The organism is Leclercia sp. LSNIH8 (assembly GCF_002920195.1).
In the GTDB taxonomy this organism is placed as follows: domain Bacteria; phylum Pseudomonadota; class Gammaproteobacteria; order Enterobacterales; family Enterobacteriaceae; genus Enterobacter.
This window is the reverse complement of the sequence record NZ_PQJY01000003.1, coordinates 147344-163055: the sequence shown is the minus strand read 5'-3', so window position 1 is coordinate 163055 and position 15712 is coordinate 147344. Positions and strand designations below refer to the sequence as shown.

The following is a 15712-nucleotide window of genomic DNA, read 5'->3' as shown; positions in this document are numbered from 1 at the left end:
GTATTTATCATTATGCAATCAAAGGCTAATTGTTTAAAAAAAACACCTGAATGCCGCTCAAAAAAGTTAGCATCCACGGTGAACTTTTACCAACCTATAAAATAAAAAACACGCCGAAGCGTGCTTTTCATGTTAATTTCATCCTTTCGTATCAGACTTACTCTGCATACTCAGTAAAATGGCTTGGCAATCGTCTGTTAAAAATTCTTATCCAGAGAAAGCGTGACATTCCTCTGTCGATAATCATAGAAATCGATATTGCTATCGACCTGCTTATAAGTGAAATTCAGTTTCGGCATCACCCCAAAGAAATAGAGGTCGCGATGCCAGAGCGAGAGATTATAGATCTGTTCGTTATCTTTCCGTCGCGTCGAGAAGATATCACTGTCGGCCTGGTAATTGCGTCTGGCAATGGCCGTGGTGGCGGCAAAAGAGAGCTGCCAGGGCATATCCACCTGCACCCCGCTGCGCAAACCTACCCGATGGTTAGATTCACTGCGAGTAAAGGTCTGCTGATCGAGCAGATCGAAGCCGGCAAATCCTGACACCCGGTTACTGAAGGCATGGGAAAGGGTTGTGGAAGAGTAACGATTTTGCCCGCGCAGGAATCGATAATCTTCATTATCATAATCCAGTTTCTGATATTCCAGCGCCTGACTCACCTGCCAGGTGGGCGTAAGTAAATAACTGTATTCGGCGCGGACGCCAGGCCCAGAAGAATAGGCCTCGGTGCCATACCATCTTTTTTCATAAAAAGGTAACAGCGCGAATTGTTGCCGGAAATTACGCCATTGATAGCCAGCATAAGCACGGGTGGTAATATCATCAAAATCATGGTTATTCCAGTAACTCTTTCCGTTTACCGTACCCAGAAATCGCAAGCCATGCTGATCGTAGAGTTGAACATCTTTTTGTAATGCGCCATTGAACCAGAAACCTTCCCCGCGCTGAGGGAAACTATCTTTATTACGAATAAACAGACGATCGCCAACCCGAATGGTTTTACCCGATGACGCATTATTCACATTGCTGTCATTCAGATAGCTCACGCTGAATGAACTCGTTAATGCGCTGCCTTTCTGAATGCGCTCAAGATATTGCGCAATGACCTGCTGAACATTCTCAGGCGGATTGCTTTGTAACACACGACGAAACTGATAATCAGCCGCGTCAAACTGACGATTTTCAAACATGGCACGCGCTAAATCCAGACGCACCGCAGCATAGTCAGGATGTTGACTCAGAATAGCGCGATAGTGTTCGATCGCCTCTGCATAATGCCCCTGACTGCGTGCCAGACCGGCTTTTGCAAAAAGAATCAGGGTTGGATCCGGATTGGGTGACGCCGCATAGACAGGTAAAATGGCACGCACCATCGGCCACTTTTCTTCACGAATGGCCTGATCGAGCAGCGCCATCGCCAGCTCTGGCTGTTCCGCCAGTTGCGCATTGGTAACATGCAGCGTCTTATCGCCAGGCCCGGTGCGCTTTTCCGGCGTGGTCAGTCGTTCAAAGTGGGGAGCAGCAGGAATTGAGTCGGTTTCCGGCGGCGCAGCAAACGCAACGCTGAGCGGGCACAGCAAACTCAGTGCGCCAGTACGCAAAATATTCATAGAAAGGCTTACCATCTGAAGGTCCGGTCAGCCTGGCTGACCGGAAAACGATTTATTGACGTGTCGCGCCAAAGGATGCGTTTTTAGTCGTGTCTGCAAACTGCGCCAGACCGCCTAACTCTTCAGCCGTGGGACCATTGAAATGTCCGGTGAATGTCCCCGCCTGGCCGCCGGATTGCGCATTACCGGTGAAACCACCGTTGGCAATGTTGCCCTGCATCGCAATTTCGCTACCAAAGGTATCATTTCCAGCAATGGTGCCGTTGATGGTTTTCGCAGCAAAATCAATGTTAAAGCTGGCATCGCTCAGGATATTTTCACGCATACCGTGACCCACATAGGTCGCAGTGCCCTGGGTTGGCACGTTAGCCGCGAGCGTGGCATCCCCGGTGTAGAAGACCTCATGCTGACCTTTTTCATACTGTGTCCAGGTACCGAACGTGGTGTAGCTCATCCGGCCACAGCACCATGAGGTTGAGGAGACCGGGGTACGGTCGTCACGGGTGAGCCGCTGGGTTTGCACCAGGCCCGCAGAGATCCCGGTGCCGCGCATCACATATTCACGGCCCTCAGGGGTAGTGTAGGTCCAACCAGAAAGGGTACCGCCGGTGGTCAGGCTGACCGGTGCCGAGGCAGGGGTTTCCGGTGTAGTGGCAGGCGTTTCCGGTGTGGTCCCCGTGTTGCCGTTATCCGTTTCCACAGGCGCAGTGGTTACCGGGGGCGTACTGTCACCGCCGCCACCACCGCCTCCGCCTCCGCCACCACATGCAGTCAGTACAAAAGCGGTCAGTAATAAACCAGGTTTTAAGATCCCCATAAGCTAAACGTCCTTGGTTGTGAATAAATTCGCATGATTTGTAACATAATTTTTGCGAATGAATTTACGTCAAAACATTTAGCATCTCTAATGATTAGTTCTTATTGCCGCTCATTCTAAGATTAATCTTAACAACTACTTACACAACGTTGCGCCTGTGGTTATCCTAACCGGCGTTAATTTAACTTAAGGCGATTAATTAGCGCTTTTGTTACGCGCTTTATATTATGCGTCCTTATTCACCCTCTCTCCTGCTTATTACAAATCATGTTCGGGTTATAGCCGAAAGTAATATTGCGCATAGTAGTTACCCATGGATTTATTTAGCCCTTGAAGGCTAAAGCAGACGATACATATCTGGACTAAATCTTAACTCAGTAAGGGTCCGCTTCGTGCCAGAAAAGGACGATGTGAATGTGAGAGTTTTAGTACTTCAAATATCTCATATAAGCAGTCCGCACATCCTGTAGGTGAACGTGCAGACTACAGTAGTTCTGGCATTTACTCGTTCATAATTGGGAGCTTTTTAAGAAACTCTTTAAGATTCCAGGCATCCCACGGCAGATGTTCGGTAATACCTATGATCACAATTTCTGTTTCAGCAGAGACATCACGGATGATCCTGAGCGTCTGAGCAAGATTCAGTTTTCCTACCGGATACACCGCCTGCCAGTCAAACTCAGGTTCAGGCTCCGCGAACAGCAGCGAACGGAAGACGTCCGGATTAAGGACGTCCAAATCCAGATGCACTGCCAGTTTGCGGATACTCTGTTCTTTTATCCAGCGGGTGATCCTATCACTGTTTTCATAAAGCTCTTCCGGTCGAGCGACCTGCAGACCCAAATCGCTGACAACGGCCGTTTCCTGCTCCGTCAGCCCTTCTTCAATCAGGCCGGCATACATAACGCGCGAGGGAGCTACCGGGGTTTTCACTTTTGAAGCAAACTCCGGATCGCCAACACCTAAAAGATTGCCCAGCACCATGGTATGGCCGTTGGTAAAATCGCGCGGGGTTTTCACATCAGGGTGTGAATCGATCCACAGTACGCCCATTTCGCCATTGTGCCTGTCGTTCATCCAGGCAAAGGGGGCCTGGTCTACAAGGCAGTCACCGCCAAACACCACGATATGATCCGGTTCTTCTTTTTCCAGCACTGCCCAGGCCTCATCATGCTGCCTGAGTAACTGCCGGCGATAAAGCAGCCCCTCTTCAGGCTCAGGCGTGTCCGGGTTAAACTCCGGCACGCTGATAGTATGCAGAGGGGAGCGTGTCTGCGGAGAGAGCCAGTGCAGCAGCCGGGCACCAAACCCGTAGAGCTCCTGGTTACCACCCTGCCACTGTGGAAATAAGATCCTGATGGTTTTTTTCGACTTGTCAGTCATGTTAACTCCCTGGATTCAGCACAGCTGGTGATAACAATTAAAAACGCTCTTTTTCCTTAATGTCCGCAACCGGCGAAAGAATATCGCCAGGCAGATCGTGGAGTGGCAGACCGCTGCTGACTTTTCGTGGCCAGTCAGGATTGGCAAGCGCAGCCTTGCCAATGGAAACAAAGTCAGCCCCCATACCCAGAAGCTTTTCTGCCGTTTCACCGTCATCCAGCCCGCCGTTAGCAATGATGACAGTCTCCGGAGCGGCTTCACGGGCAAGCTCAACAAGGCTCTTATCGCCGTTCTCGAATGCAGGCAGCCAGGATTTGTATTCGGTCACATGGATATAGTCCACGCCGGCATCGGCGAGCAGGCCAAATATTGTCCTGGCGCCTGCCTCACCTTCTTTCCATTTATGATGAAAATCGTTGACTTTTCCCTGCGAAATTCTGACACCCAGCATCTTTTCTGCGCCAATTTTGCTGCGTACGGCACGGATAACTTCCAGCGTAATGGCCAGCCGGTTTTCCAGGGAACCGCCCCAACCATCAGTACGCTGGTTGGTATAGTCTGTCAGGAACTGGTCAAGCAGGTACCCGTTCGCCGCATGGATCTCAACCCCGTCAAATTTCGCATCACTGACGGCACGCTCAGCGCTCTCAGCAAAACTGGAGATGATGTCGCGGATCTGTTCTTCACTGAGCGCCTGGGGTGTACGGTATTCACCGGAACCATGATAGAACTCAAGCTGCTGACCTTTAGGTTTTACGGCAGAAGGACCGGCAGAGTCCGGACGGTAGATATTTTTCTGAGACAATGCCCCGGCATGAATAAGCTGGGCTATAACGCGTGCACCGTTATGATGAGCTTTTTCGACAATATTTTTCCAGCCGGAGAGCTGTTCTGCATTCACGATGCCTGGCTGAAACGCATAGGTCTGCGACCACGCCTGGTCAATATAGATACCTTCGGTGATGATGGCACCGAAACCTCCCCGGGCAAAGCGGGCGTAATAATCCTGCATTTTTTTACCCGGTACGCCAGTTTCAGACGCGGAGATACGCGTCATAGGGGCGACCATAATGCGATTGCGGAACAGGGCACGGTTAATGGATTTGGCTTCATATAAGGATGCGTGGTGCATGGTGACTCCCCGGTAACAATTATAATAAAAATAATTATAATGCCGTTATCATGAACGTTATACTGGCATAAAATGCATCACTGTATAACGGAAAGTGATAAAATGAATCTTCGGGATGTTGAACTGTTCACTATTCTTGCGGAAACTTGCAATCTTTCTCAGGCCGCACGCAGACTTGGCATGAGCGCGATGAGCGTGTCGCGTCATCTCGCTCAGCTGGAAAAGGATTTAGGTGCGCGTCTGTTTCAGCGTACGACCCGCGCGGTGTCGCTGACCAGCGAGGGCGAAGAATTTCTTCCTTATGCCAGAACCATGATGGAAGCAGAGCAAGGCGCGCGGATTTTGTTCAGCGAGGATGCTGCCGGGGCATCAGGCCTGCTGAAGATCACGGCGCCCTCCGGCATCGGCCGGCGTTATATACTTCCCCTGCTGCCTGAACTCATGGAACGGAATCCAAAGATGAAAATCGATCTCAACCTCAGTGATGACGTAGTGGATATCGTGGGTCAGGGATACGATGTGGCTATCAGGGTCGCCCCGCTCAGGGATTCGAACCTGATTGCCCATAGACTCAGCAGCAACCCCCGGATCCTCTGTGCCTCACCTGCTTATCTTTCCCGGCACGGGATTCCCACCACTCTGGCAGAACTGACCAATCATCAGTGCTTGAGAACGGCAATGGTGTCTCAGTGGACATTTGTGAAAGATGGGAACCTACTCAGTCATCTATTTGAGCCACGGTTCATTTGTAACAATGTAGAAGGTGTCCGAAGTATGTGTAAGGCCGGAGCGGGCCTGGCACAACTAACAAAAGCAGATATTCACACTGAACTGGCAACCGGAGAACTCGTCGAAATAACACTTAGTGATGCGGAATCCCACATGCTGGCAATATGGGCGTTGTTTCCGACAAAGCGCTACCTGCCATCCCGCGTTACTGTCTTTCTTGATGCTTTAAAGTCGTCCCTGAAGAGACTAATGTCATGAATACCTTTTCAGAAAGTGAAGAAGTCATAATGTCCGCCTCTCGCTCATTATTGACCTTCAGCTCGGTTAGCTCGTCCGCTTCGTGCCAGAAGCCGGCGTTCTTTACGTCGTGTTATTGGGATAAGTTCACCGAAAGTCATATCTTCAAGTAAGAGGCACAGTATATGAATTTAGAAACACCCCGTTTAAAGCTTGAACCCTATGATGACTCTCATTACGAAGGTTTGAGGGTAATGGATAGTGATGCCGGTGTGATGCGTTATATCACCGGAGGTATCGTTAAAACGCCCGAAGAAACCTGGGAAGGTATCAGAAGAGTCCAGGCACGTTGGGATAAGTACAACTTCTCATGGTGGGCTATCAAAGAGAAGTCCTCTGGCGTGATCGTTGGTGCAGCATGCCTCCAGCACCTGGCAAACGTGGATGGCGCACCATTAGAGATTGGCTGGCGTCTCGTCCCGGAGCATAACGGCAAGGGCTATGCAACAGAGGCAGCTCAAGCGATCGTTGATTACGCGGCGGAACAGGTAGGAGCAACTTATCTGGTTGCTGTTGCCGATCCTGAAAATATCCCCTCGCAGCGTGTGATGCAAAGGTTAGGTATGACTTACAAAGCAATAGAGCAGCATTACGATGTGCCATGTGTGGTGTATGAGCTTAAGATACGCAGGCCTGCTTAAATGTTGGCTACCCCGTGCAAACGAGGGTAGCGTTAAAGAAGTTATGCCCTGGACTACAAACAACCGGAACTAGACGTAATCATCTCTCTTTTGTCCGCTTCTCGCTCACAGCGGACCTTCAGCTCAGTTAACTCGTCTGCTTCGTGCCAGAAACGGACATTGGAATTTTTGCCGACTCGTAAATTGGCGACTGAATTGTCTGTTAAACCCGTGGCTCTTCAGAACACCCCGTTTTTCGCTCATTCGAAAACAGGATCGCCATCGCCGAGTAAAAAGTCATCCGCAGGTTTTACTGTAAGATCAATCACAGACGGACCGTATTTGATTGCCAGGAAGCGCTCACGATAAAGATGGTATGCCGCATCGCAGACGTTACTGGTGAAATAAGCGTTATAACCTCCGCCCACGGCCGCGCCTGCTATAGGAATCGTTTGAGCCAGTTTTGCCTTGGTGAGACGAATCCCTAAACTGTTGGCTATCTGTTTAATAATCTTCACAAATACTTGTTTTTCCAATTCTTCCCAGACTACTTTCTTGGCGACCTGCTGCGATATTTTTACCAATTGCGCCATGGCGACGTTTTTCGCCATAGTTGATGAAGCAGAAGATAGCCCTAATATGTTAAAGGCAAAAAGCCGTTCTTCCTGACGGGTGATGTCAAAACCGTAATAACTCGCATATTCTCCAATAGCTCTCAGATTCAATGTAATGAGGGTAGGTATATCGATGGCCATCCCTGCAATCCCTATAACGCCCGTGCCTGCACCTTCCGCAAGTGCGATGCCCTTGTACTTGGCTGCAAGCCAGCCGACGGTTTTATCGATGTCCTCAAGACGTAACGTTTCAATATCTTTGTAGTGATTGATGTGCAGATGCCCGTCGTTACGGAACTCTTCGAAAATCGCCTCTGGTCGTACTGACCAAAGCGCGGCATCGCTACAGACTCCCACTAGGCCTTGCACAGAAGATTGAATGGCTTCGCCGACGACAGGCGTTGAGAGAGCAAACTCTCCGGCTTTGTTTAGAGGTTTACTCATTAATTCAAATGATTTGGTCAGAAAACCGCGCGGTGGGTTTTTCCAGTCGTGGATTTGCTGAAGTGCATTTTTATCGTAATCGATCAGTTCCATATTATCCCTCGCCTGCTGGTAATCAGTATTTGTATGACGTGAATTAGATACTAAAGTTATCGGTCATAAAAACGTGCGCTTTAGTGTTTTAAAGCTCTGTTGAAAATTCCGCTTCTCGCTCATAGCAGACGTCTTGCCTCTGGGCATCTGTCGCTTCGTATTACAGGATGTTTTCTGAGCAATTCAACTCAATGGTGAAGGCTATGTGTAACTGCGGCAAACTACCATCATCAGTGGCTGAACCCGGATATCAAGATCGGGGGTTTCAGTTTGAGAGGAATTTATTTCTTAATCACTACTTCGATATACCCGATAGCGATCATTTCAAGCCACCCTTAATTACTCACAATTCATGTATTGCTGTCTGGACTGTGGACAATCGTGGTACATAGAGTGCACTCCAGACGAGATCCCTCTCGAGTTATGTCATTTGCATTTACCATTTCCCTGGTTCAACCGAATTAGCACTACTTTAGAAGTCATATTATAAAGCGGTAGCTTATTCACCTTAAAGAAGGCCTGTAACATGAGTAATGTGATAAGAAAGAACTATCCTGAATTAGGTGAGGTCAAGGCGCCTTACGTCCATTCAGTAAAGCATGGCAACACGCTCTATATTTCCGGTCTTACTGCCTTTGGCACTGCGGCTCAACATCATGGTATTACTGCGCAGGCTGAGGAAATATTCAGCCAAATCAGGAAAATCGCCAGCACAGAAGGCACTGATTTCTCCGCCCTGGTTAAAGTGACTATATTCATCACCTCTTTTACGGAGATCGACGCGCTACGTAAAGTGTTATACCGACATTACGGCGAGCACTTGCCTGCCAGTTCGCTCGTGGAAGTCAGCCGCCTCTTCTCTCCGGATCTCTCAATTGAAATTGAAGCTGTATTCGGCCTTTAATTCCTTGTTCACATCCCGGCGGGCAATTTCGCCCGCCAGTGCAGGCCCTCATTGATTAAGAAAAACGCGGGCGCTCGACAGTTTGCCGTCACTGACGGTAAACACATCTTCACCGCGCACCCGCCAGGGTTGATCTTGCGGGCCATAGCCCCAGGTCACGCGCGCCACGCCGTGATTCCACTCGACCGGTGCCGGGGTGAAGATGAAACCAGGGTGCTGCGTCTGCACTTTGTTGATGGCGGCATTGATGCCTTCTGTTCCTGTAGATAAACCATCGTAATCGGCAACGAAAAAGTCTGCGGTGTAGACGCTGGCAAATGCTGTTGCCCGCTCGGCCGCGCGGGTGTTATTCCAGATGGCGAAATGGCGATCGATAAGTTGCTGTAAATCTGCCGGTGCAGTCTGGTTGGTATTGTTGTTCATGGTTGTGCCCTCTGCGAATGTGGTGTGTGTTCCTGCCAGCAATGCTGCCAGCAGCAATCCTCTGGTAATCGATATTTTCATTTCACTTTTCCCACCAGCTCTATCTGCGAGCCCCACGGCGTCAGGAAATAAAACCACTGGGTACCATCAGCGTTGGTAATCGGTTCGTTCAGCGTTTTCAGCCCCGCTTTTTTGATCGCCTGATAGCTCGAAGCAACATCCTGCGTTTTCAGCGCGATATGGGTGGCGACGTCATCATCCTGATGTGGCCGGGTGTGGCTGATGTGTTCGCCGCTGTACTGGAACAGCTCCACGCCCGTGCCATCCGGCAGGCGCATCATGACAAAGCGGGTAAGCTCACTGGACTGATGCCAGTTAAATGCCGATTTCCACTCATCCGGGATGGCGCCCGGGGTCGTGTCGGCCTCCAATGTTGCCCCGAAGGTGGTCTGGAAGAAGGCTATAGCCTTGCCGAGGTCAGGTACGTTGATACCAGCATGATCCACCCCCGAAATCGGCACCAGCGGTGAGGTTGTCGCGCTAAATACCGGCGCAGAGAGACTGACCGCCCCCAGCAACAGTGAGGAAGCGAAGAGCGTTGAAGCGATGCGTTGCGTTTTCATCAATATATCCCAGTGATGATGCGTTTATGGTGAGCGACAGCGGCGCTATCGCAATGGGGAGAAGCATATCGACGGGAGTAAATTTTCAAAATAGAATGGTTTGAAACTCATCATTGCAAATTTGAAATGACAAGATTTCCGGATTTTGAAGGTCTCGCGATGTTTGCGAAGGTGGCAGAGGAAGGTTCTTTTGCCGCCGCAGCCCGTCTGATGGGCGTATCTGTTCCGACCGTATCACGCGCCGTGGCCCGGCTCGAGGAGCGTCTGGGCGGCAGGCTGTTTAACCGAACCTCCCGCCAGCTTGCCCTGACAGAGTTCGGTCAGAGCATGGCGGCAAAAGCTTCCGGGATGTACCGCCAGGCGGAAGAAATGGAAAGCGAAGCCCACGAACTGTCTGTGCAGCCGCGGGGCCATGTGCGGCTTGCCGTGCCTATGTCCTTTGGATTGCGTTGGGTTGCGCCGCTGATGCCAGAGCTTATTCGCCAGTTCCCGGAAATTAGCGTGGATCTGCATCTGTCGGACGCCTCCGTCGACCTGATTGCAGAAGGTTTTGATGCCGCATTGCGGATTGCCGCGCTGCCGGACTCCTCACTGGTTGCACGCAGACTTTGCGCGGTAACCCAGTATCTGGTGGCGGCGCCAGCTTACCTTGCTGAGCACGGTATACCGCAGCATCCACGCGAACTGTCAGACCGGCAGTGCTTCAGCTATGCCTACAGGGCGCGAAGCCAGGTGTGGCGCTTCGTCCATCATTCCGGTGTTCAGGAAGATATCGTCCCAAATGGACCGTTGCGGGTCACTAACTCCGAGGCACTGCTGCCTCCCCTTCTTGCAGGGCAAGGCATTGCCGAGCTGCCGGAATTTATCGCCGCTGAGTACCTTAAATCGGGCCAACTGGTGCATCTGTTGGCTGAGTGGACGATGACGCAGGGTGGGCTGTACTTTGTGACCCCCACCGCGCGCAGTCGTCCGTTAAAGGTGAAGGTCTTAGCCGACTTCTTCGCGAAACACCTCAGCGAGCCGGCATGGCGCATACCCGCCGTTAAGGATGAGCTCTAAGCCAGGTTCCGGGCGTGCAGGGTTGGGGTCGTTTAACCCACAGATACCTCGACACGCCTGCCTAATCGCCGGGCTAAACCCTTTGCGCCGTCGCGCATTACCCTGTCATGATTCCAGCGAAAAACGGGCCCCGCCAGCGGGGCAAGCACGTTCATCCAGCGGGCATTGGTGCGGATATCCCAGTCATACCGGACGATCGTCTCCCTCCCCCGTTCGGTCAAAGACCACACGCCACGCCCTTCCACCTCGCCGCTGGCTTCCCCTTCCAGCAGGCATAAAGGTTGAATCGTTAATACATGGATATCAAAGGTGATGCGATACGGGAGTGCCCCCTTCCAGGTATAGCGATGCAGGGCACCAATTCCCCGGCCATCTCCTTTCTTTAATTCGATAATCTGTTCCAGACTTTCCCACCATTCCGGCCACAAATCCGGATGGCAGAGGATCTCCCAGACCTCCTGTACAGAAGCCTCAACCCGCCAGACGGTGGAAAACTGATAGTCAGCCATAGAGCACGACTCCCGTCAGGGTGCGAAGAAATCAGGAGGGAAACGCACGTTGATGGTCATGGCCTCCATCGTGACGGTTTCCAGTAATTTACCCCCCAGCCCGTAGCTGACCACTTTGGTGGGCAATCCAGAGTGCTTATCAAACCACACCTCATAGCGATGAACCGCATCGACAGTCTTTCCTTCGGGGCCAACCACCGACAGATGCACCGCCGGTTTCCCGGCAACGGTCTCTTCACCAGGGAGAGTGGTTGTGCCGCCCTGTTGCAGACGGCGAATGTTATTCAGCAACACGCCAATGTCCGATTGATCCACCCGATGACCATTTTCATCCGTTATCAATGAATCCGTGGGCGACAGGTTCAGCACCGGAAACGTCCCCGCGCCGAAGGGCCACAGCTTGACGTTGCCCCTGGCCGGGTTATAGATGAGCACCGCCCCGGCATGAGGCGTGGAAAAATCCATCCGCACATAACCCGGTTTACGGTAGCTATAGCGGATGACTTTGGTTTCGTCCTGCGAGGAGACGGAGCGCACCATCACCTGGTAAGAGGCAATTTGGGCAAAACGTTGCAGGGCGCGCGCAAGGGGATCGGAGGGAGCAGCACCCTGCAAAAAGGCTGCGGCCACCACCAGTTTGTCCGCGGCGTGCGCAGGCTCGTGAACGCTAAAAAGCAGTAATGTTGTCAGCATTACCGCCACAGAGAGGAAGCCGCCGATAATGGTCTCCTGCAATAAAATGACCGGGAACAGGTATCAGTATGTCGGATAACCGCTGAACCTGCTGAGTGGCTTTTGCGGGAAACTTAAACGCGTTGAGCGGCCATCTGCCGTGCATCCTCTCCGGCTGGCAAACGGACAGGCGTATCTGGATCGTTTGCCATCTGCCAGATGGCTTTTGCCACATCCTCGGGTAAGGTTACACTCGCATGCGCATCCTGCATGCCCTTAAAGACACGCTCGCTCAACGCGGCATACTCTGCGGGAATCGAACCCATGATCCGTTGCGCATTTTCGCCGAAACGGGTTGCGGGTGAACGCCCGGGCAGGACCAGGCCCATGCGGATATTAAAGGGCGCAAGCTCAATTGCCAGGGATTCGGTGAACACATTAACCGCCGCCTTACTGGCGGTGTAGACCGCAAGCAGCGGTAGCGGTTTAAGGGTGACCGCAGAAGTGACATTCACGATCACGCCTGAACGACGTTGTCTGAACTGTGGGAGTACGGCCCGAATCATGGCGATGGTGCCAAGCGTGTTGGTTTCAAAAATCTCCCTCACCGCCTCCGGGGAGACGCCTTCCAGGGCGTTTAACATCCCTACCCCGGCATTGTTTACCAGAACATCGATATCGCCAGCGTCTGAAACAGCCCGCTCGATGCTCTGCTGAGAGGTGACATCGAGGCTTAAGAGGCGCAAACGATCGCTATAAGGAAGAAGCCCCTCCTGCGGTGTGCGTATCGTCGCAATCACGTTCCAGCCCTGTTCAAGAAAGTAACGTGCGGTTTCCAGACCAAAACCGGATGAACAGCCTGTAATCATAACCGTTTTCATAATCACTCCTGCATGTGGTTTACCTGAGCACATAATAGACAGCCCTGGCTGGACGATATATATTCAAAAGTCCGTCATTCTTTAGCAGGAGTCCGGAAATGAGCGATCCGTTAGCCGAAGCCATCGCCATGTTAAAGCTCAAAGCGGTGCTGACAAAAACGGTGACCGGCGCGGGCATCTGGCGGGTCCGCCGCTCGGATGAGGGGTTGTCCTTCTACTGCGCTGTTCTTGAAGGGACATGCCGCCTTGAGCGCGAAGGCGATGAGCCCCTCACACTGCATGCGGGTGATTTTGTTTTAATACCCGCAGCCTACAACTTTGCGTTGACGAGCCTCGTCCCCCCAGCCTCGCCAGGCGTCAACACTACTCCCATCGAAGTGGCAGAAAGACATTTCAGGCTTGGCGATCCCCATGCTGACCCTGAAATGCTGGCGTTGGTCGGTCACTGCATGTCTGAATCACCCGATGCGGGTTTGCTGGTTTCACTGTTGCCCGGGCTTGTGTTTGTGCGTGATGAAAAGCGTCTTTCGCTGCTGGTCGGATTGTTAAAGGATGAAGCCCAGGCGCAGCGTTCCGGAAAAGCGTTCATGCTGGCGCGCATGCTGGAACTGCTCTTTATCGAGGCTATCCGCTCTGGCACGTCTCTCGCCACGCCCGGATTAGTGCGTGGTCTGGCCGATCCCCGCATCGCCCAGGCGATACGGCTGATACATCAGGAGCCTGCCAGAAAATGGACGGTGCAGGCGCTGGCCAGTCGCTGCGCCCTCTCCCGATCGATGCTGTTTGAGCGCTTTACGGAGATGACGGGCGTCACGCCGATGGGATACCTGCTCTCCTGGCGCATGACCCTCGCCATGCAACTGCTGTGCGATACCGGCGTCACGGTCGCCGAAGTGGCAGAGCGCACGGGTTACGGCTCCGCCAGCGCATTCAGCGTGGCGTTTACCCGCTATGTTGGTGTGCCGCCGGGGAAATATGCGCAGCATCGCGCGGCGGTTAAACATGTCGGGCTCACCGACACCGGTTAACCACAGAGCGGGGATTGTCTGAGCTGGGCATCAATTTTCAGGCGGCTCTCCTCGGTCGCCGGGTTAAACACCAGCATCGCCAGATCCGGCCGTCCCTCCACGGCAAAGGTTGAGAATTCAAGCTCTATCGCGCCGGCCTGGGGATGATAGATACGCTTCACCCCCTCACCGTGACTGGCGACATCGTTGCTCTGCCACCAGGCATCAAATTCAGGGCTCTGACGGGAAAGTTCGGCAATCAGGCTGGCGGTTTCCGGCGATGTTCCCGCGCGCGCCACGTCAGCACGAAACGCGTAAACCACCAACCGCGCCACCGCCTGCCAGTCATCTTGCGCCCGGCGTACTGCCGGATCGGTGAACAGGCGGCGCAGAACGTTACGCTCTGTCGCGGGCAGCCGCGCATAATCGGTTAAAACGCATGCGGCGGCGCGATTCCAGGCAATGACGTCCCAGGTGACGGTTTTGACGATCGCAGGGATGCTCAATGCATCCAGAACCCGCTGTAATCGTGGCGCCATTTCGGCAGAAACAGTGAATTGCCTGTCGGGTGGATGGCCAAAAGCCAGAATAAACAGGTGCTCGCGCTCCGGTGAGGTCAGACGCAGCCCGCTGGCGATGCGATTAAGCACCTCCCGCGACGGCGCGCCGCCACGACCCTGCTCAAGCCAGGTGTACCAGACCGGGCTGATACTGGCGAGCTGAGCAACCTCTTCACGGCGCAATCCGGGCGTGCGTCGCCTGCCCGAGCTAAAGCCAAAGGAGGCCGGATCGAGGCGTAAACGTCGCGCCCGCAGAAAATCGCCCAGTGACTGCATAGCAGTGTGCATCGTCGTCATCCTGTTAAGGTTTATACCCTGATAATGTCTCTACTTTTCTCGTCTGACTATAGCGCTACTCTGTTCCGGAACCCTACTCTGGAGGTGTGTTATGCGAGTTTTTCTTACCGGTGCGAGTGGCTTTATTGGCTCCCGGATCCTTACTGAACTGCTGGCGGCCGGACATCAGGTTACCGGCCTCGCCCGCTCGGAGAGCAGCGCCCAGGCACTCATCGCTGCGGGTGCCGATGTGCATCGCGGGACGCTGGACGAGCCCGATACCTTAGCCACAGGCGCACAGGGCGCTGATGCGGTGATCCATACGGCTTTTGATCATGATTTTCACCGTTTCGCCGAGAACTGCGAAAAGGACCGGCGGGTGATCCACGCGATGGGCCAGGCACTGAAAGGCAGTGATCGTCCGTTGATCGTTACCTCAGGCACCGGCATGGGCGATGACAGTGCCACGGCCATTGCGCAGGAAAATCAGTTCAAAACCGGGAATCATAATCCCCGGGTGGCAACAGAAATTGAAGGCAATGCGCTGCTTGCTGAAGGTGTTAATGTGCAGGTTGTGCGTCTGCCACAGGTGCATGATACCCGGCGCCAGGGCCTCATCACCTGGTACATTCAGCACGCGGTTGAGAAAGGGGTCGTGGCCTGCATCGGTGAGGGCGATAACCGCTGGTCGGCAGTGCATGTCAGCGATGCCGCCGCGCTCTACCGCCGGGTGCTGGAACGTGGTGAACGCGGGAAGCGCTACCATGCCGTTGCCGAAGAAGGGATCCTCCTCCGCCAGATCGCGGAAACCCTTGCCCGTAAGCTCAGTCTGCCGCTGATATCCCTTCCGCCTTCAGAGGCTGAAGCGCATTTTGGCTGGCTCGCCATTTTTGCCGCCATGAACCTGCGCGCATCATCGGCCTGGACGCGTCAGCAGTTGGGCTGGCATCCCACCGGTCCCGGCCTGCTCGAGGATCTGGAGAAGATGGATTACGCGCCGCTATTATCGTCCCGATAGTTCCTTAACCCGGCTCCCTTTGCCGGAGCCGGGTTAAA

At 53.1% G+C, this 15712-nt stretch carries 17 protein-coding genes; 6 read left to right on the top strand and 11 right to left on the bottom strand.

The genetic code is table 11. The features are described 5' to 3' along the window. Positions 1–197: 197 nt before the first annotated feature. From C3406_RS09245 to C3406_RS09230, 4 genes are all read right to left on the bottom strand, one after another. Positions 198–1613 (bottom strand): surface lipoprotein assembly modifier, encoded by a 1416-nt coding sequence (locus C3406_RS09245; RefSeq protein WP_158250552.1) that lies wholly within the window; start codon positions 1611–1613, stop codon positions 198–200. Between the two features lie 52 nt (positions 1614–1665). Then, positions 1666–2430, bottom strand: coding sequence for a Slam-dependent surface lipoprotein (locus tag C3406_RS09240; protein WP_103822106.1), 765 nt, complete (start codon positions 2428–2430; stop codon positions 1666–1668). Between the two features lie 501 nt (positions 2431–2931). Next, positions 2932–3813 (bottom strand): arginase family protein, encoded by an 882-nt coding sequence (locus C3406_RS09235; protein WP_103822107.1) that lies wholly within the window; start codon positions 3811–3813, stop codon positions 2932–2934. A gap of 37 nt (positions 3814–3850) precedes the next feature. After that, positions 3851–4945, bottom strand: coding sequence for an NADH:flavin oxidoreductase (locus C3406_RS09230; RefSeq protein ID WP_103822108.1), 1095 nt, complete (start codon positions 4943–4945; stop codon positions 3851–3853). 102 nt (positions 4946–5047) lie between these two features. On the opposite strand from C3406_RS09230, the gene C3406_RS09225 reads away from it, so the two are divergent. Further along, positions 5048–5932 carry a LysR family transcriptional regulator gene (locus C3406_RS09225; protein WP_103822109.1) on the top strand — a complete coding sequence of 295 codons (885 nt, stop codon included), beginning with the start codon at positions 5048–5050 and terminating at the stop codon, positions 5930–5932. A gap of 164 nt (positions 5933–6096) precedes the next feature. Continuing rightward, on the top strand, positions 6097–6612 hold the full coding sequence (locus tag C3406_RS09220) for a GNAT family N-acetyltransferase (RefSeq protein ID WP_103822110.1): 516 nt from the start codon (positions 6097–6099) through the stop codon (positions 6610–6612). Between the two features lie 239 nt (positions 6613–6851). Here C3406_RS09220 and C3406_RS09215 read toward each other — a convergent pair whose 3' ends face one another. Further along, on the bottom strand, positions 6852–7742 hold the full coding sequence (locus C3406_RS09215; protein ID WP_103822111.1) for an EcsC family protein: 891 nt from the start codon (positions 7740–7742) through the stop codon (positions 6852–6854). Between the two features lie 526 nt (positions 7743–8268). Here C3406_RS09215 and C3406_RS09210 point away from each other — a divergent pair. After that, on the top strand, positions 8269–8646 hold the full coding sequence (locus C3406_RS09210; RefSeq protein WP_103822112.1) for a RidA family protein: 378 nt from the start codon (positions 8269–8271) through the stop codon (positions 8644–8646). Positions 8647–8694: 48 nt separating this feature from the next. Here the strand turns inward: C3406_RS09210 and C3406_RS09205 are convergent, their stop codons facing one another. Together C3406_RS09205 and C3406_RS09200 are read right to left on the bottom strand one after the other, a co-directional pair. After that, complete coding sequence (locus tag C3406_RS09205; RefSeq protein WP_103822113.1) at positions 8695–9150, bottom strand: nuclear transport factor 2-like protein; 456 nt, start codon at positions 9148–9150, stop codon at positions 8695–8697. After that, a complete protein-coding gene (locus C3406_RS09200) occupies positions 9147–9692 on the bottom strand; it encodes a VOC family protein (RefSeq protein WP_103822114.1) in 546 nt (181 codons plus the stop codon). Before C3406_RS09200 ends, C3406_RS09205 begins: the two co-directional genes overlap by 4 nt. 159 nt (positions 9693–9851) lie before the next feature. Between C3406_RS09200 and C3406_RS09195 the strand changes: the two genes are divergently transcribed. Beyond that, positions 9852–10751 carry a LysR family transcriptional regulator gene (locus C3406_RS09195; protein WP_233210550.1) on the top strand — a complete coding sequence of 300 codons (900 nt, stop codon included), beginning with the start codon at positions 9852–9854 and terminating at the stop codon, positions 10749–10751. A 32-nt stretch (positions 10752–10783) separates the two neighbouring features. On the opposite strand, the gene C3406_RS09190 is transcribed toward C3406_RS09195, so the two are convergent. The 3 genes from C3406_RS09190 to C3406_RS09180 form a co-directional block, all read right to left on the bottom strand. After that, positions 10784–11260 carry an SRPBCC family protein gene (locus C3406_RS09190; RefSeq protein ID WP_103822116.1) on the bottom strand — a complete coding sequence of 159 codons (477 nt, stop codon included), beginning with the start codon at positions 11258–11260 and terminating at the stop codon, positions 10784–10786. 15 nt (positions 11261–11275) lie between these two features. Continuing rightward, positions 11276–11995: a DUF1571 domain-containing protein gene (locus C3406_RS09185; RefSeq protein ID WP_233210549.1), complete on the bottom strand. Its 720-nt coding sequence runs from the start codon at positions 11993–11995 to the stop codon at positions 11276–11278. A 71-nt stretch (positions 11996–12066) separates the two neighbouring features. Next, positions 12067–12813 (bottom strand): SDR family oxidoreductase, encoded by a 747-nt coding sequence (locus tag C3406_RS09180; protein ID WP_103822118.1) that lies wholly within the window; start codon positions 12811–12813, stop codon positions 12067–12069. 98 nt (positions 12814–12911) lie between these two features. On the opposite strand from C3406_RS09180, the gene C3406_RS09175 reads away from it, so the two are divergent. Further along, positions 12912–13841 carry an AraC family transcriptional regulator gene (locus tag C3406_RS09175; protein WP_103822119.1) on the top strand — a complete coding sequence of 310 codons (930 nt, stop codon included), beginning with the start codon at positions 12912–12914 and terminating at the stop codon, positions 13839–13841. On the opposite strand, the gene C3406_RS09170 is transcribed toward C3406_RS09175, so the two are convergent. After that, positions 13838–14668, bottom strand: coding sequence for a helix-turn-helix transcriptional regulator (locus tag C3406_RS09170; RefSeq protein WP_103822120.1), 831 nt, complete (start codon positions 14666–14668; stop codon positions 13838–13840). The genes C3406_RS09175 and C3406_RS09170 overlap by 4 nt on opposite strands. Positions 14669–14768: 100 nt before the next feature. On the opposite strand from C3406_RS09170, the gene C3406_RS09165 reads away from it, so the two are divergent. After that, a complete protein-coding gene (locus C3406_RS09165) occupies positions 14769–15674 on the top strand; it encodes an SDR family oxidoreductase (RefSeq protein ID WP_103822121.1) in 906 nt (301 codons plus the stop codon). Positions 15675–15712: the final 38 nt, after the last annotated feature.

Bases quoted from the DNA above. Each gene is read 5' to 3' on its own strand.
- C3406_RS09245 (WP_158250552.1), bottom strand. From the start codon at position 1,613: ATGAATATTTTGCGTACTGGCGCACTGAGTTTGCTGTGCCCGCTCAGC.
- C3406_RS09240 (WP_103822106.1), bottom strand. From the start codon at position 2,430: ATGGGGATCTTAAAACCTGGTTTATTACTGACCGCTTTTGTACTGACT.
- C3406_RS09235 (WP_103822107.1), bottom strand. From the start codon at position 3,813: ATGACTGACAAGTCGAAAAAAACCATCAGGATCTTATTTCCACAGTGG.
- C3406_RS09230 (WP_103822108.1), bottom strand. From the start codon at position 4,945: ATGCACCACGCATCCTTATATGAAGCCAAATCCATTAACCGTGCCCTG.
- C3406_RS09225 (WP_103822109.1), top strand. From the start codon at position 5,048: ATGAATCTTCGGGATGTTGAACTGTTCACTATTCTTGCGGAAACTTGC.
- C3406_RS09220 (WP_103822110.1), top strand. From the start codon at position 6,097: ATGAATTTAGAAACACCCCGTTTAAAGCTTGAACCCTATGATGACTCT.
- C3406_RS09215 (WP_103822111.1), bottom strand. From the start codon at position 7,742: ATGGAACTGATCGATTACGATAAAAATGCACTTCAGCAAATCCACGAC.
- C3406_RS09210 (WP_103822112.1), top strand. From the start codon at position 8,269: ATGAGTAATGTGATAAGAAAGAACTATCCTGAATTAGGTGAGGTCAAG.
- C3406_RS09205 (WP_103822113.1), bottom strand. From the start codon at position 9,150: ATGAAAATATCGATTACCAGAGGATTGCTGCTGGCAGCATTGCTGGCA.
- C3406_RS09200 (WP_103822114.1), bottom strand. From the start codon at position 9,692: ATGAAAACGCAACGCATCGCTTCAACGCTCTTCGCTTCCTCACTGTTG.
- C3406_RS09195 (WP_233210550.1), top strand. From the start codon at position 9,852: ATGTTTGCGAAGGTGGCAGAGGAAGGTTCTTTTGCCGCCGCAGCCCGT.
- C3406_RS09190 (WP_103822116.1), bottom strand. From the start codon at position 11,260: ATGGCTGACTATCAGTTTTCCACCGTCTGGCGGGTTGAGGCTTCTGTA.
- C3406_RS09180 (WP_103822118.1), bottom strand. From the start codon at position 12,813: ATGAAAACGGTTATGATTACAGGCTGTTCATCCGGTTTTGGTCTGGAA.
- C3406_RS09175 (WP_103822119.1), top strand. From the start codon at position 12,912: ATGAGCGATCCGTTAGCCGAAGCCATCGCCATGTTAAAGCTCAAAGCG.
- C3406_RS09170 (WP_103822120.1), bottom strand. From the start codon at position 14,668: ATGCACACTGCTATGCAGTCACTGGGCGATTTTCTGCGGGCGCGACGT.
- C3406_RS09165 (WP_103822121.1), top strand. From the start codon at position 14,769: ATGCGAGTTTTTCTTACCGGTGCGAGTGGCTTTATTGGCTCCCGGATC.